Origin of the sequence: Methanoculleus sp. 10 (assembly GCF_913757945.1) — an archaeon.
In the GTDB taxonomy this organism is placed as follows: domain Archaea; phylum Halobacteriota; class Methanomicrobia; order Methanomicrobiales; family Methanoculleaceae; genus Methanoculleus.
Window position 1 is genome coordinate 34,497 of record NZ_CAJYDP010000001.1, and the last position, 14,995, is coordinate 49,491.

The 14,995-nt window shown below is 62.3% G+C and carries 11 protein-coding genes, 1 tRNA gene and 1 pseudogene; 8 read left to right on the top strand and 5 right to left on the bottom strand.

What is annotated here, in order from left to right:
- Positions 1-1,339 precede the first annotated feature (1,339 nt).
- From QZ408_RS00175 to QZ408_RS00210, 8 genes and pseudogenes are all read left to right on the top strand, one after another.
- Positions 1,340-2,008, top strand: a complete 669-nt coding sequence (locus QZ408_RS00175; RefSeq protein ID WP_292489212.1) for a right-handed parallel beta-helix repeat-containing protein — start codon at positions 1,340-1,342, stop codon at positions 2,006-2,008.
- Positions 1,920-2,555: pseudogene (locus QZ408_RS00180) on the top strand (CARDB domain-containing protein); the annotation flags it as partial. The gene QZ408_RS00175 and the pseudogene QZ408_RS00180, both read left to right, overlap by 89 nt.
- A gap of 159 nt (positions 2,556-2,714) precedes the next feature.
- Entirely contained in the window at positions 2,715-2,834 is a 120-nt protein-coding gene (locus QZ408_RS00185; RefSeq protein WP_292489213.1) for a hypothetical protein, read from the top strand.
- A 1,142-nt stretch (positions 2,835-3,976) separates the two neighbouring features.
- Complete coding sequence (locus QZ408_RS00190) at positions 3,977-5,143, top strand: glycosyltransferase family 4 protein (protein ID WP_292488655.1); 1,167 nt, start codon at positions 3,977-3,979, stop codon at positions 5,141-5,143.
- 24 nt (positions 5,144-5,167) lie between these two features.
- Positions 5,168-6,292: a glycosyltransferase family 4 protein gene (locus QZ408_RS00195; RefSeq protein ID WP_292488657.1), complete on the top strand. Its 1,125-nt coding sequence runs from the start codon at positions 5,168-5,170 to the stop codon at positions 6,290-6,292.
- Positions 6,240-8,171: a hypothetical protein gene (locus tag QZ408_RS00200; RefSeq protein WP_292488659.1), complete on the top strand. Its 1,932-nt coding sequence runs from the start codon at positions 6,240-6,242 to the stop codon at positions 8,169-8,171. The genes QZ408_RS00195 and QZ408_RS00200 overlap by 53 nt, the downstream gene beginning before the upstream one ends.
- A gap of 217 nt (positions 8,172-8,388) precedes the next feature.
- Positions 8,389-8,892, top strand: a complete 504-nt coding sequence (fae, locus tag QZ408_RS00205) for a formaldehyde-activating enzyme (protein ID WP_292488661.1) — start codon at positions 8,389-8,391, stop codon at positions 8,890-8,892.
- A complete protein-coding gene (locus QZ408_RS00210) occupies positions 8,889-9,080 on the top strand; it encodes a hypothetical protein (RefSeq protein ID WP_292488663.1) in 192 nt (63 codons plus the stop codon). Before fae ends, QZ408_RS00210 begins: the two co-directional genes overlap by 4 nt.
- 136 nt (positions 9,081-9,216) lie before the next feature.
- Here QZ408_RS00210 and QZ408_RS00215 read toward each other — a convergent pair whose 3' ends face one another.
- The 5 genes from QZ408_RS00215 to QZ408_RS00235 form a co-directional block, all read right to left on the bottom strand.
- On the bottom strand, positions 9,217-11,265 hold the full coding sequence (locus QZ408_RS00215) for a sodium-translocating pyrophosphatase (RefSeq protein WP_292488664.1): 2,049 nt from the start codon (positions 11,263-11,265) through the stop codon (positions 9,217-9,219).
- 117 nt (positions 11,266-11,382) lie between these two features.
- Positions 11,383-12,807, bottom strand: a complete 1,425-nt coding sequence (locus QZ408_RS00220) for an amino acid permease (protein WP_292488665.1) — start codon at positions 12,805-12,807, stop codon at positions 11,383-11,385.
- A gap of 147 nt (positions 12,808-12,954) precedes the next feature.
- A tRNA-Gly gene (locus QZ408_RS00225) sits at positions 12,955-13,026 on the bottom strand.
- 160 nt (positions 13,027-13,186) lie between these two features.
- Positions 13,187-13,900 carry a PrsW family intramembrane metalloprotease gene (locus tag QZ408_RS00230; protein WP_292488667.1) on the bottom strand — a complete coding sequence of 238 codons (714 nt, stop codon included), beginning with the start codon at positions 13,898-13,900 and terminating at the stop codon, positions 13,187-13,189.
- A gap of 46 nt (positions 13,901-13,946) precedes the next feature.
- On the bottom strand, positions 13,947-14,891 hold the full coding sequence (locus QZ408_RS00235; RefSeq protein ID WP_292488668.1) for a hypothetical protein: 945 nt from the start codon (positions 14,889-14,891) through the stop codon (positions 13,947-13,949).
- Positions 14,892-14,995: the final 104 nt, after the last annotated feature.

Consider the following 14,995-nt stretch of genomic DNA (forward strand, 5'->3'; position numbering starts at 1 on the left):
CGATGCATTATCAGACCCCGCCTGCCGGGCTGTGACGCGCTTATATCGGTCCAGGCGACGAGATTGCTTCGGTATCTGGGTTTTCATGGAATTTCAGGGATATCTTCGAAATATGGGGCGTTCATATCGGGATTGACGTATCGATGCGCCTGAATGTTCCGGGAAGTCAGGCTGCACTGCCTCACGGTAAGCCTCCGGGTGCGGGTTGACCTATATCATCCTGATTCCATAATCAATTACCTCAGCTGTTGTTTATTCAATTTTAAACGGATTTTTATAATTTTTTTCTTAAAATAATCATGGAATGAGCTTTATTTAAAATCAGATAGTATATATATAATTATTATCCATAGTTCTGTGCTGGAGCACTGTGCTTCAGCCTGCGACTCAAGGAGGTATGTACTTGGGCTATTTTAGCAGTAGACTTCAGCGAAAACCTAACGAAAGCCCGACAACTTACCGGAAGGTACTGATGCTCCTTTTAGGATGCGTTGCGATCGGCTGCATCGTGCAGGCCGGCAGCGCCCTGGTCGTTGCGGCAAGCGACAGCCCTGCTCTCTCCAGGGCTCAGGCAGACTACGTCTGCGACGGTGCCGCCGATCAGGCCGAGATCCAGAAAGCGCTCAGCGCCCTCGGCAACGCGGGAGGCACAGTTACCCTGACCGAGGGTACCTTCCACCTCAGTGGAGACGTGAACATCCCAAGCAACGTGGTACTCGAAGGAAAAGGGCCTGACGCTACCTGGCTCAAGTGGTCCTCTGGCCGCATACAGTGTCAGGGAAAACAGAACTTCGTGCTCCGTGACTTCAAGACGACCGGAACCGGCGCGATCTTCATCTACAACTGCGACCGCGTGAAAGTCCACAACGTCACGGCAACTGTTGACAGTTCCTCCTATGGAGGGGCGTTCTTCCTCTGGGTATCCAACGATGTCATGGAGGATATCGAGTTTGTCAACTGCAAGGCCATCGATTGCGGCAGACACGGGTGGCAGAGCGACGGAGACGGTTCTACGAAGACGATCAAAAACATTCGCTACATCGACTGTGAGGCGATCAACTGTGGCCGGGATAGCCGCTTCTCACCGCACGGGCAGTGGACATGCGGGTTCCAGCTCGCAGAGAACGCCAACGTCGAGGACTGCGAGGTCGTCCGGTGTTATGCGGAAGGCAACTACGAAGCAGGGTTCATCGTCGAGGCCGCACCGAGCAAGAAGCGGATCGTTCTCCGGGACTGTGTCTCGAAGAACAACGGTGTGAAGCCCGACAACTACTACAACGGCCCTGACGAGAATATGTACGGGGCCCTCTTCGGCGCCGGGTTCTGGCTCCACGGTGACATGACCCTCATCAACTGCACCGCGGAGGACAACAGGAAAGCCGGCTTCGCCGTCTGGTACCCGTCGTCGTACACGAAGCTTTACAACTGCACCGATACCGGCTCCGAGGTCGGGTACAAGTTCGACTACACAGACAACGTCTACGTGGAGAACTGCACCTCGATCGATGCCGACAGGTACGGCATCTATGCCGCCAACGCCGGGAAGATAACCGCAAAAGGGCTGGCCATCGTCACCCCGAAGGGTGACGGTTCAAAGAACAATGTCTTTGGTGTCTCCGGATACCCGGTCCGGGAGAGTTCGTTCGATGTCGACACCTACGGCGGCGAGGGTGCCGCGGTGTCGTGCCCGAGCGGCCAGAGCGTCCAGTTCTCCGGGATCGTCCGGTCGAACGCGGCCCAACCGGTTGCCGTCTCAGGTTCAGTCGACACGTCGCGCCTGAACGTGCAGCCGTACTCCGGCGGGAAACCTTCGCCAGGGTACCCCACCCTACCCTACCCTCACCCCTACCCCGTCCGGGAAACCGGATCTCGTCGTGACCGATATCTCCTGGGAGCCGGCGAGCCCGGCCCCGGGGAGCGCGGTGACGCTCCGGGCGACGATCAAGAACCAGGGCGATGCCCCCACGCCTGCGGGCACAAAGCACGGCGTCCTCTTCATGTTCGATGACGGCGGCGCCGGGCCCGGCGTCTGGTCCGACACCCACACAGGGTCGATCGCGCCGGGTGCATGGGTTACGGTGACCGCAAACGGCGGCTCGGCCGGCGCAACCTGGAAGGCGGTTGCCGGCACGCACACCGTGAAGGCCCACGTGGACGACGTCAACCGGATCGCCGAGAGCGACGAGGCGAACAACGTCAGGAGCGAGCAGATCACGGTCTCGGGCGCTGCAGCCACCCCGACGCCGACCCCCACGACACCGGCCCCCTCCGGGAAGCCGGACCTTGTGGTGACCGGCGTCTCCTGGGAACCGGCGAGCCCGGCCCCTGGGAGCGCGGTGACGCTCAAGGCGACGATCAAGAACCAGGGCGATGCCCCCACGCCGGCGGGCACAAAGCACGGCGTCCTCTTCACCTTCGATGACGGTGCGGCGGGTCCTGGTGTCTGGTCCGACACCCACACGCAGGCAATCGCGCCGGGTGCCTCCGTCTCCCTGACCGCGAACGGCGGTTCGGCCGGTGCGACCTGGAAGGCGGTCACGGGCACGCACACCGTGAAGGCCCACGTGGACGACGTCAACCGGATCCTGGAGAGCGATGAGAACAACAACGTTATGAGGAAGGAGATCGTCGTCGGAACCAGCCCGGCTCCCGTCAGGGGAGACCTCAACGGAGATGGCAGCGTTGACTGGGCCGACGTAATGGTCGCCGCCGAGATGGCGCAGGGGAAGACCAAACCCACCACGGCCGCTGATTTCAATGGAAACGGCGCCGTGGACTGGAAGGATGTCGCCCTGCTGGCCGACTTCTTCTTCGGCAGGACCGCCTCCCTGTAACGCCTGGAGCGGGAACCGGGGATGATCCCCGCCACCCGCCCTCTCCTGGAACGGCCGTGGGCCATTCCGGCTTAATTTGCGGGTATGGCCTCTCGGATCTCGCCTCCGCGTCCGCAGCGGTAAACTGCCGATCTACTCATTCTGCCTGTTATTCCTGTCCGTTTCCCCGGGGTGATCCTGAAATTGAGGTCGTCCTGGAATACCGGTGCCTGGACGGAGACACCCGTCCGCTCCCCCGGGGCGTCGTGCCTGGACTTCCGGTCCCGCACCTCCCGTCCCCCCCCCATGGCGATATCCCCACGGTCCACCGCCCGGGAGATCCCGGGGAAGAACCAGATTCTGGCCCGCTCTTCCCGGTCTTCCCGGGAAACCGGCTCCGCTGCCGCTCCCGGGCACGGCTTCCCACCGGGTATCGCCCTGACTGCCCTCGCCCCGGAGAGGGGGGGGAGCGCAAGCGCGGGCGGGATGGGGGACGGAGAGGGACGTGCGGCCATTTTGCCCGGGGAGGGGACGAGCCCCTCCCGGTCCCCTCCCCGTGGCGATAGCCACCACGGTCCAGTACCGGGACAAGCCTGGAAGACCGGGTTCTGACTCTCTCCTCCCCGGGAAACCGCTGCCAGCACTATTCCTGCGGAGGGTGGGGGAGGAGCGCGAAGCGCGGGCGGGATGGGGGTTGCCGGAGAAGCGTAGGGGTATGCCACCGGTGTGAAGCGCGGGCGGGGTGGGGGACGGAGAGGAGCCCTCTGTGGGGGTGGGGCGAAGGCCAGATATGGTCTGTTCGTCTGGAACCGATGCACGAGCTGCAGGATGCAGCACAGGCTTTGCCGGTCATGCCCCGGCATCTATCTGGCCGGGATCCCGCCCTTTTCTCTCCCTTCCAGCCTGTTTTTGGAGATTTCGGGTGCGGGGACGGCGCTCGGCGCCGGGGACCCGCTCGGCGTTTCCGGCAGCAACATTTCAGCAGCCGGCATGTGAACTGGTGCAGTTCGTGATGGACCCCTCCTCAAACTATATATAGATTGATGGCGACTGCATCCCTGCGTCACATGACTGGACTGTTAAAGAACCTTGTTCGGGCGGTGTAGCATAGCCCCGGGGAAGATATCATGAAAGTAGCCCTTCTTTGCGAATACTCCAGAGACATGAAGCCGTATCAGGGTTCAAACATCTACGTATCGGAACTGGTATCACGCCTCGCCGGGCGTGATGATATCGATCTCCACCTCATCACCATGGGCAGCGCGACCGCCGTAAGGCAGGAGGAGGGGTTCACCCAGCACATCCTCCGGAAGGGCGGCCCATTCTCCCTCCCATACTTCCATCCTCTGGTACTCTCCCGGATGGTGAAGACGGTCAGGGCCATCCGGCCGGAGATCGTCCATGCGCTCTCCACCCGGTACCCCTGCTCCACGGCTGCCATGCTCCTCGGGAACGACTACCCCTCCCTCGTGACCGCGTTCGGCATATTCGAGAAGGAGATTGCGCACTACCGGGAGGACATGCCCCCGTTTGAGCGGGCGCTCTCGCACATCTTCCATGCCTTCTTCATCCACAACGAACGGTGGGTGCTCTCACGGGCCCCCGAGCTGGTCGTGGACGCCCCGTCGATCGGGGAACTCGTCAGGACGCCGACGACCGGCCGGATCCATGTCGTCGCCGCCGGCCTTGACCTCGAACGGCTCCGGTCGCAGGCCCCCCCTCTCCCGCCCGGGGAGGGGCCGGATATCGTCTTTATCAACACGCTCACCCGGCTGAAGGGTGCGGACGTCCTGTTGCGCGCCCTGCCGGACGTCGTAGCGGCGTTTCCCGACCTCAAGGTGTGCATCGGGGGAAGGGGGCCCCGGGAACCCGAACTCCGGGGACTCGCCCGGGACCTGGGGCTTGAGAGGAACGTCGCCTTCCCCGGTTTCGTGCCCGACGAGGAGAAGTACCGCTACTACCGGCAGTGCAGGATGGTGGTCGTCCCGTCCCGGTGGGACTGCCAGCCGTCTCCCCTCTTCGAGGCCGCGGCGTTCGGCAAACCCGTCATCGCGTCGGACATGTCTCATCCCGGCATCGTTGAGGACGGAGTGACCGGGCTCATCTTCCGGTCCGAAGACGCGGCCGGGCTCGGGGAGAAGATCCTCCTCCTCCTCAGGGACGATGCCGCTCGCGAGCGCATGGGCAGGGCGGCGGCGGCAAGGGTCGGTGAGTATGACTGGCAGAAGGTTGCCGACCGGTATGTTGCGATCTACCGGGACGCGGTCAGGGAGCACCGGCGGCACGGGGAGCGGGTTACGGCAACCGCCGGGGCTTCCCCGGAGAGGTGAGCCGCACCGGATGCAGGGATTGCCATGAGAGAGACCACCATTGGACTGCTCATGTTCCCGATCGAGCGATCGGGCATACACCCGACCGCGAACCTCATCGGGATCCTGTCGTCCCTTACCCATGGGCCGATCCCCCTGGTGACGGGAAACGCCGGGCGCGTCTTCGAGACCGACACGCGGGTCCGGTTCTCCGGCGTCGACCACGCGGCCGGAGGGAATGCGGTGTTGCGGGTCCTGCACAACATCGCGACGCAGGCGAGGATAACCCGCCGCATCAGGGAGCTCGACGGCACCGGCACCTGGCTCTTCTTCTTCGGCGGAGAAGTCCTCGTCCTGCCGATGCTCGCGGCAAAACTCTCCGGGAAGAAGGTCATACTGGCGCTCCCGGCCCATACCCCCATCATGATGGCGCCTGCGGGTGACCGGCTCCTTGTCCCGGCCGGAATACTCACCGGGATCACCTGCAGGCTCTGCGACAGGATCGTCCTCTACTCCCCGGCCCTCATAGACCACTGGGGGCTCGAGCGCTACCGGGATAAGATCGCGATAGCCCGCGAGCACCTCCTCGACTTCGAGGCGTTCAGGGTTGAGGTGCCGCTTCGCGAGCGGCCTGCAACCGTCGGATACATCGGCCGCCTCGCCGACGAGAAGGGGGTCTGGAATTTCGTCCGCGCCCTCCCCCGGATCGCTGCCGGGAACGCTGATCTGCGCTTCCTTATCGGCGGAGATGGGCCCCTGCTCCCGGCGATCCGGGAGTTCGTCCGGGAGAGCGGGCTCTCCGGCCGCGTGACGTTCACGGGATGGATACGCCACGAAGACCTTCCCTGCCACCTCAACAGCCTCAGGCTGCTCGTGCTGCCGTCTTACACGGAAGGGCTCCCGAACATCATGCTTGAGGCCATGGCCTGCGGCACGCCCATACTCGCGACACCCGTGGGTGCCGTGCCGGACTTCGTCAGGGACGGCGTGACGGGGTTTATCCTGGCGCCAAACACACCGGAGGGCGTCGCAACCTCGGTCCTCGATATCCTCGGGCGCCCGGAACTGGCGTCCGTCGCAGAAGCCGCCAGGGAATGTGTTGAGCAGGAGATCACCTATGAACGGGCGGTGGAACGGTTCGCCGCCGTCATCGAAGAACTCGGGGGTTGACAGCGGCATGCACCTTGATAAGATCCTCGCCGGCTCTGGCATCGTCGTCTCGGCCGTTCTCATCGCCTACCTCACGCTCACCGTCGGGCGCCTGGTCTTCATCCTCGCCGGCGTTCTCACCCTCCTCTGCTGTCTCCTCTGGCTCGCGATCCGGGAGCGGGCGATCCAGGAGTTCCCGGGATCGTGGGCTGGCGAAGCGAAGACCGGAAAGGACCGGCTTTTTGTCGTGCTGCTCATCCTCTTCCTCGTCCTCTACGTGCTGAGCATCGCCGCGCTCCATACCCGCGCCTCGCTGTATGAGCGGCCGTCCGGTTACTTCATCCTGGTTTCGCTCATGGCCGGCGTCGTAGCTCTCGAGATCCTCCTGCCGCACCAAAGAAAGGCCCTCTGGGTCCTGCCGCAGATCGTCCTCCTCGGGATATCGGTCGCATGGTCGCAGATCCTGATCGTCCCCGGCATTCTGGGCTCGGACCCCTGGTGGCACAGTATGTTCGTATCGCGGATCCTGGATCTCTCCGCCATCCCCGGAGGCTACTGGTACACCCACATGCCGCTCTTCCACCTGGAGGTTGCCGGGACATCGCTCCTGGCCGGACTGGATTACCGTCTCGCGGCGATGCTCTCTGTGAGCCTGGCGCAGATCGTCATCTTCCCGGCGGCCATCTACCTCCTCGGGAATGCCCTCTTTGACGATGAGCGAGTGGGGCTGCTCGCCGGGCTCATGCTGGTCACCGCAAACCAGCAGGTCGGCATGAGCGTCACATCGATTCCCAACGCCTTTGCGGCGATATTCATAGCCCTTGTCCTCTATCTCCTCTTCAAACTGAAGTATACAAGACCGGCACGGGCCGGAAGTCTTGCGCTCCTCCTTCTTTCCGCCATCATCCTGACGCACACCATCACGGCGGCGTGTATGGCGCTGGTCCTCTTCGTGGTGTGGGGCGCGTGCAGGGTCTACGGCTGCCTCCGGGAGGACGCGGCCACGGAACCGTATCCCGTCACGCTGGGCCTGGCCTCACTCTTCCTCGCCGCCATGCTCGGGTGGTGGTACTTTGTCTCAGGGCATATCGCGGTCCTCCGGGACCTCGTCCGCCAGGGGTTCACCCGGGCCTACTTCGTCCAGAACCCACCTATCGTCGACGCATATCCCGGGCTTGTGCCGGTCCCGGAGCAGATCTTCAACAACATCGGCATGTTCCTCTTCTTCACCGTAAGCCTCGTCGGCATCTTTTACCTGGCGGGGCGGGGCGAGAGGAACGGTTTTGCCTTCGGGACGGCGGGGCTCATCCTCCTCGGCATCGGTTTCTTCCCGCTCATCACGGGGCTCTCGTTCATCGAGCACCGGTGGTGGTACTTCTCCCAGATCCTCATCGCCGTCCCGCTCGCGGCATCGCTTCTCCTGATCGCAGGAAGGCCGCGGGCACGCAGGGTGCCCACCGCGTTCCTCCTTGCCGCGTGCGTCGGCCTCCTTGTCTTCACCATGATCGCAAGCCCGGCGGCCGATACCGGCAACCCGATCTTCTCCCCCAATAGCGCCGTAAGGACCGGTTTTACGGAGTCGGAGCTATGGGCGCTCGATACGGTGGACAGTATGCGGACCGGCCCGGTCGGGGCGGACAGGTACGTTCAGGTTGTGAATTATGCCGGCCCGGACCCGGCGTTCATCATACCGGCCGACGATATGCTGATCGAGGGGACTTACCGCTCATACGGGATGGACGCCCTTCTGGTCCGGGAATATATCAGGGGTCACCCCATCTTCTGTTACGATGGTATGTTCAGGTTGACGCACGATCCGGAGAAGACGCTTGCCGGGGAGGGGTATGACCGGGTGTACGGATCCGGATCGGCCGGCCTGTTCAGGCTCAACGACCTGTAATACAACGGTTCTCAATGACCGGCACCCTCAAAGGGGGTGAGTACCGGTCATTTTTTTGCACACTTCGGAAGGTCGCGTCGGGGGGCGGGAGGCCGGGCGGGGTGGAGGATGGCGGCGAGACCTGCGGAGAGGGGGAGACACCTCCCCCGGCACATAGCCGCTTTCCACAACCTTTTTCTTCCCCACGCCCCATTCCACGTTCAGGAGGTTAGATACTATGGTTAATTTTGAACATGCACTCATTGGAGAAGCGCTCGTCGGCGAAGGGCCGGAGGTTGCCCACATCGATCTCGTCATCGGGAAGAAGGGGAGCAGCGTAGAGCAGGCCTTCGTCACGGCGCTCGCATCGCCTGCCCGGGGTCACACGCCGCTGCTTGCCGTTCTCACCCCGAACATTCCTGCAAAGCCCCCGACGCTGATGGTCAACAAGGTCACGATCAAGAACGCAGGTCAGGCTCTCCTGATCTTCGGCCCGGCACAGGCCGCTGTCGCGAAGGCGGTGGTGGACAGCGTTGCTGAGGGCATTATTCCCGAGGCGGAGGCTGACAATCTGCTGATCATCGCATCGGTCTTCATCGAGTGGGATGCGGCCGATAAGAAGAAGATCTACGACTGGAACTACGAGGCGACAAAGACCGCCATCCGTCGGGCGGTAACGGGCGAACCAAAGATGAAAGAGGTGCTTGCAAAGAAAGATACCGCGAAACATCCCTTTGCGTGATACGCCAGGGGGCGCCTCCCTCACCCCAGCAGGAGGATGGCGGCATACCCGAACGCGTCGAGAAAGAAGGGCGCTATACGGCTCTTGCGCTCCTCAGGGAGTTCTTCCTTGAGCACATTGAGGATGACGCCGCCGGCGGGAACGCGGCGATGACAGCGACCCGGAGTTCCGGTAGTCTGGTCAGGTAACCGGCCACAAAGCACCTTAACCCGTCGTTCGTCCATTTCTACAAGTAACCCGTGGACAAGATTCACGGCGTTCTCCCGGATAGAGATGTAGCCGCGATGACGGGAGAGAGGAGAACACGATATTCCTGAAAAAAGGTCAGACATAGAGCGGCACGAGCACAAGCGTCAGTGTCGCCAGGAGTTTCACCAGCACGTGCAGAGACGGTCCGGCCGTATCCTTGAACGGGTCGCCCACGGTGTCCCCCACGATGGCTGCCATGTGGGCTTCCGATCCCTTTCCACCGTACAGTCCACCCTCGATACATTTCTTGGTGTTGTCCCAGGCACCACCGCCGTTGTTCAGGACAAGCGCCATCAGAAGGCCGGTGATCGTGCCGACGATCAGGAAGGCGGCCATTGCCTCGTACTTGAGGGTGATACCGACGACAACCGGGAAGACGACCGCAAGGGCGCCGGGCAGGATCATGTTCCTCAGGGCACCCCGTGTCGTGATATCGACGCAACGGGCATAATCTGGTTTGTCGATGCCTTCCAGGATCCTCATCTCCTTAAACTGCCGCCGGACCTCCTCGATCACGTACTGGGCGGTCTCGCTGACACCGTGGATGGCATACGCGGCGAAGAGGAAGACGAGCATCGCGCCGAGCAGGGCCCCGGCAAAGACATCGATGTGAGCGAGGTTGACGTCGGAGAAGAAGGTCCCGGTGTATGTCGAGATCTCGGTCATGTAGGCGGTGAAGAGCAGGAACGCCGACAGGGCTGCACTGCCCACCGCGTAGCCCTTGGTGAGTGCCTTGGTGGTGTTCCCCGCAGCATCGAGTTTCGTGACGTTCCGGCGTGCGGTCTCCGGGGCGCCGCTCATCTCCACGATACCCCCGGCGTTATCCACGATCGGACCGAAGGTGTCCATCGCCAGGATATAGGCGCAGGGCACGAGCATCCCCATCGTTGCGATGGCGGTCCCGTAGAGGCCGCCGTGACTCACTCCCGAAAGTTCTCCGAACCTGAAGGCAAAGAGGAGGGCTGCACAGATGGAGATCGAGGCGATCGCGGTCGTCTCGAACGCGATGTTGACGCCGGCGATGATGTTCATCGCCGGCCCGGCAGTCGAAGCCTTCGCAATCTTTTTGACCGGCCTGAAGCGCTCGTCGGTATAGTACAGCGTCACGTAAAAGAAGACGATCGAGAGGGCGATCCCGATGAGGCCGCAGTAGAAGAACCAGACATTCTTGAGCAGAACCATCGTCGCGACGTAGAGGAATGCCGCGGAGAAGAGCGACGTGACGTAATACCCTTTGTTCAGGGCATGCATCGGATCTTTGTGCTCCGTGTCCTTCATCCGCACCGAGAAGACGCCGATGATCGTTGCGATCAGCCCAAACGCCCCGATCACCAGCGGGAAGAGGATTCCAGCGAGCCCGAAGACCGGGTAGAGGGCGACGGCCAGGATCATCGCGCCGATGGTCTCGGCCGAGGTGGACTCGAAGAGGTCGGCACCGCGCCCTGCGCAGTCCCCGACGTTGTCGCCCACGAGGTCGGCCACCACGGCGGGGTTGCGGGGGTCGTCCTCAGGGATACCTGCCTCGAACTTCCCGACGAGATCCGCTCCGACATCGGCGGCCTTGGTGTAGATGCCGCCGCCGAGCTGGGCGAAGAGGGCGATGAGAGAGGCGCCGAACCCGAATCCGACGATAAGGAACGGTGTCTCGCGGGGATCGCCCCCGAACAGGGTAAAGATGATCGAGATCCCTATCAGCGAGAGGGCGATGATGGTGAGCCCCGAGACTGCTCCACCGCGAAGCGCGAGGATGAGCGCTTTTCCCGGGCTCTTCTCGACCGATGCCGCGGAGACCAGGTTCGACCTGACCGATATTGTCATCCCGATAACTCCGGCGAGGGCGCTCAGGAAAGCGCCGAGGAGGAAGGCCGACGCGGTATGCCACGCTTTGGTGAAATCGCCGACCGAGGTGAAGGCGATGAGGATGAGCACGGCGATGAGCACGGCAAGGATCGCGATGGTGGAGTACTGCCGTCGTATGAAGGCTTCCGCTCCTTCGCGGATGGCCGCAGCGACTCCCTGCATCTGACTGGTCCCTTTATCTTCACCGAGGATCTGTCGTGCAAAGTATGCAGCAACGGCAAGGGCGATGACGCTGATCGCTACCACGACCGGAATGAGATCCATGCTGTGCCTCTTGCCCCATTCGACGGAAAAATATTTCTCCCACATCAATCGCAGCAAGAAAAACACGAAGACTGTTCGGGGTGTCATCGGTCACCCCTCCGATACGAGGGTAAACGCCTACCTCCCCCCCGGCTCGCGCCCGTCCAACCGCCTGATCCTCCGGGAGATTGTGCGGATTATGTCCAGAAAGTTTGCAAGATACGTCTCCTTCGCCTCGAGCCTCCGCTGGAGCACGGTCTCTTCGGAGAGGAAGAGGGCTTTGAGGTGATGTATGTCCTGCTTCGGGGAGTAGAAGAGGTAGACCGGAATACCGGCGAGGATAACCAGGACCCCTACGATCTTATCGAAGGTTGTGGTTGAGTAGAGGAGAAAGAGGCAGATTGCGATGCCTGCGAGGGGGAGGATATGCTGGCCGCGGAGGTTTGCGGCGCTATCGCTCCTGAGGACGATGAGGGCGAAGCAGGTGAGCAGAAATGAGAACGCGAGGTTGAGGACGGCGAACGATATCAGACCGGAGAGGTTCCCGATGTTGGAGAGGATGAATGCGATGATACCCTGGGCGATGAGTACCACGTAGGGGGTGTTGAAGCGCGGATGGAGCCGTGCGAAGGCGCGGGGGAAGAGCCCGTCGATCGCCATCGCGTACGCGAGCCGTGCGCTGCCGAGCATCCCCGACTCGTTTGACCCCGAGACCGAGAAGAGGGCGCCGACCGTCATGATGAGCGCCCCCGCTGACCCGAAGAGGGCGGTCCCGGCGACGACGAGCGGGACGGTGCTCTGGTCGAGTTCGGTCCAGTTGACGACTCCGAAGAGCACAAAGTTCGTGAGGAGGTAAAAGGCGGAGACGATCAGCATCCCGCTGGTGATGGCGCGAGGGATGGCTCTTTGCGGATTCTGCACCTCGCCGGCCGGGAGCGTCCCCAGCTCGAACCCGGCGTATGCCCAGAAGATCAGGACCAGGGCGTGGGCGGCGTTATCGAGCCCGAGGGGGAGCAGGGGGATGTAGTTCCCGGCGAACGTCTCCGGCTGGATGAAGAAGACGCCGAGCCCGGCCACGATGAGGAGGAAGAGCGGTGAGAGTTTGATGAGCGTGAGGGCATCGTTCAACCTACCTGCGGCCCGGACCCCGACGATGTTGACGAGGGTCAGGGACGCGACGAAGAGCGCCCGGACAGCGACCTCTGCGGCCGGGGTGAGCGGGACGAGCGCCTGGAGGTAGTTCGCGAACGCTATTGCAAAGACCGGGAGGGCGAGGAGTTCGGCGATCCACATGCTCCACCCGGTGAGAAACCCGTAGAAATCGTCGAACGCCTCTGAGACGTAGGCGAACGGCCCGCCGACGCGGGGGACGTAGTAACTGCAGTAGGCAAAGACCATTGCGATCGTCGCGGCGAAGAGCCCGGCCACCGCCCAGAGGACGATCGAGAACGGGCCGACGAGGCCTGCGGTGAGGGCGGACGCGATGTAGATGTCGGCGCCGACGATCGCCCCGACGATGATGTTCGTCAGGTCGAACTGCGAGAGCCCCCGCTGTAATTCCATGCTTGCGGGAAGAGGAGGCGGTTGCGGCCATAAAGGTTCCGCACCGGGATATGAGGGCGGGATGCAGGGTTGCGAACGTGCTCGTCGATGAGGGAGCGGTCACTGTGAAACAAACTCTGAAAAACAGCGCACCGGTGCGGTGCTCCATGCGCCGACCGGGACTCGAACCCGGGTTTAGGCGTTGGCAACGCCTAGTGATAACCACTACACTATCGGCGCACACCTGTGCTCTGCACTGTGTGCCTTACAACATGGGATTCGCTGCTTAATAAGCCTATCGAATCGCCGCCCGATCCGGGCGGCATCGCTCCTGCGGTATCGGCACGGCAGGGGGCTCTCCCGGCGGCGATCGCCGTATCTCCGCGCAGGCGGCCTGCCTCTACCGCTGTCTCTGCCAGCGAAGCGCGCTTCGGATATTTCTGTCCGCAAGTATCCATAATCCCGGTGTCAGGACCAGGATGAAGATGACCATGGCGTAGGCGACGATATCGGCGGAGAAGAGCAGGAAGTTGAAGATGCCGTGCAACACCATCGCGAGAGCGAGCCCCTGGAAGACGAGTCCCGGCCGCCGCTCGGCAGCCGTGAACTTGGCCCGGCCGAGAGCGTAGCCCCAGACGCTGGAGAAGAGCGCGTGCCCGGGGACCGAGAAGATCGCCCGGACGACGATCGTGCCGAGGGCAAGCGACGGCGACGTCACGTACGCCGCAAAGACGTAGAGGACGTTTTCGAGGGATGCAAGCCCGAGGGCGGCCGAAGCGGCGTAGACGATGCCGTCCATCGGTTCATCGAACTCGGCGTCCCGGTAGGCGAACCGGCGCACGACCGCGAACTTGCCGTACTCCTCGACGATGGGCGCGATGACGACGCCCATGATCAGCGGAGATGCGATGAAGAGGCCGAAAAATCCCTCGACGAAGGCCACGGGGAACGTGACCAGGACACCGAGGAGGAATAACTTCACGATCAGGGCCGCTGGTTCGGGCTCGAACCTATCCCTGTGGTAGAAGTACCATGCCCAGAATACCCCCGGTCCCAGCGCCAGGACAAGGACCACCAGCGGCTCGATGTCGACCATTGCTTGATCGAGGCTCATGATTTCATACGGGAAGAGTCTTTCTCTTCCCCTGTCTGAAAAAAGGTTACTCGGGGAGGAGCCGGTATTCAGGCTCAAGCCCCTCCAGCACCAGCAGAGCGTAGTACCTGAAGTATGTGATGAACGGCACCGCAATCAGGAGCGCGACGGGGATAGCGATGATCAGGTAGGGGATAACGAGGGCGAGGAGCAGCACGATATTCTCCTGGAGCGCGGCGAGGAGCACGATGCCGACGAGGATAAACGGTATCGCGATGACCACCAGCGCGAGGATGGCCAGGATTACCTGCGCGATCGCGGCAACGAGCCCCAGCACGAACCTGACGATGACGTAGACGACGGTCTGCCAGAAACGCGAGGCGATCATCGTGATGAGCCGCCGCCAGCCCGCGATAATACCGCAGTCCTCACGGATCATGATGGGGACGACGAAGTCGGTGGTCAGGAGGAAGACGAGCCCAAAGAGGAGGGCTGCGACCAGGAAGGCCGGTATAAGCGCAATAATCAGGAGCGACGTGGCAACGGCGGGGCCGGCCCCCTCAAACCCGATGAGCATGAAGACGAACGCCGCAACGGCGAGGACCATGACCACGATGAGGGCGATCTCGAAGAGGAAGAGCCGCGCTCCTTTGCCGAGCCGCTCCCTGAAATGGCGCCCAAGGTGGATGTCCCCGGTCGAGAGCATATCCACGAAGACGAACTGCAACGTAGCTCCGACCAGCATCCAGAGGAGGGCGATCGCCAGCACGACGGCGATGATCCCCAGTACGACCATCGGCGCGACGCCGGAGAAGGATCCTGCTGTGCCGGTCGCAAAATCGTTTCCATCGAATTGATACTGGAAGATGTCCGGCACACTGAGGCCGCCTCCCAGAAAGAGCGCGATCACGGCCAGGCGGAGCCAGACGCCCCATCTCACCGGCCAGAGCAGACCTTTCGTGCGATGGACGGCGCCTTCCAGCCTGCTGAATGCATACATCTCTTCAGCCATATTTGTCGTGAAGAAAAGGATCTTCCTGTCATTAAAACCTTCTTTGAACAAACCGGCGCTGATGTATCGGCCGGAGGGCATATGCCGGGGGACCCCGGGAGAAA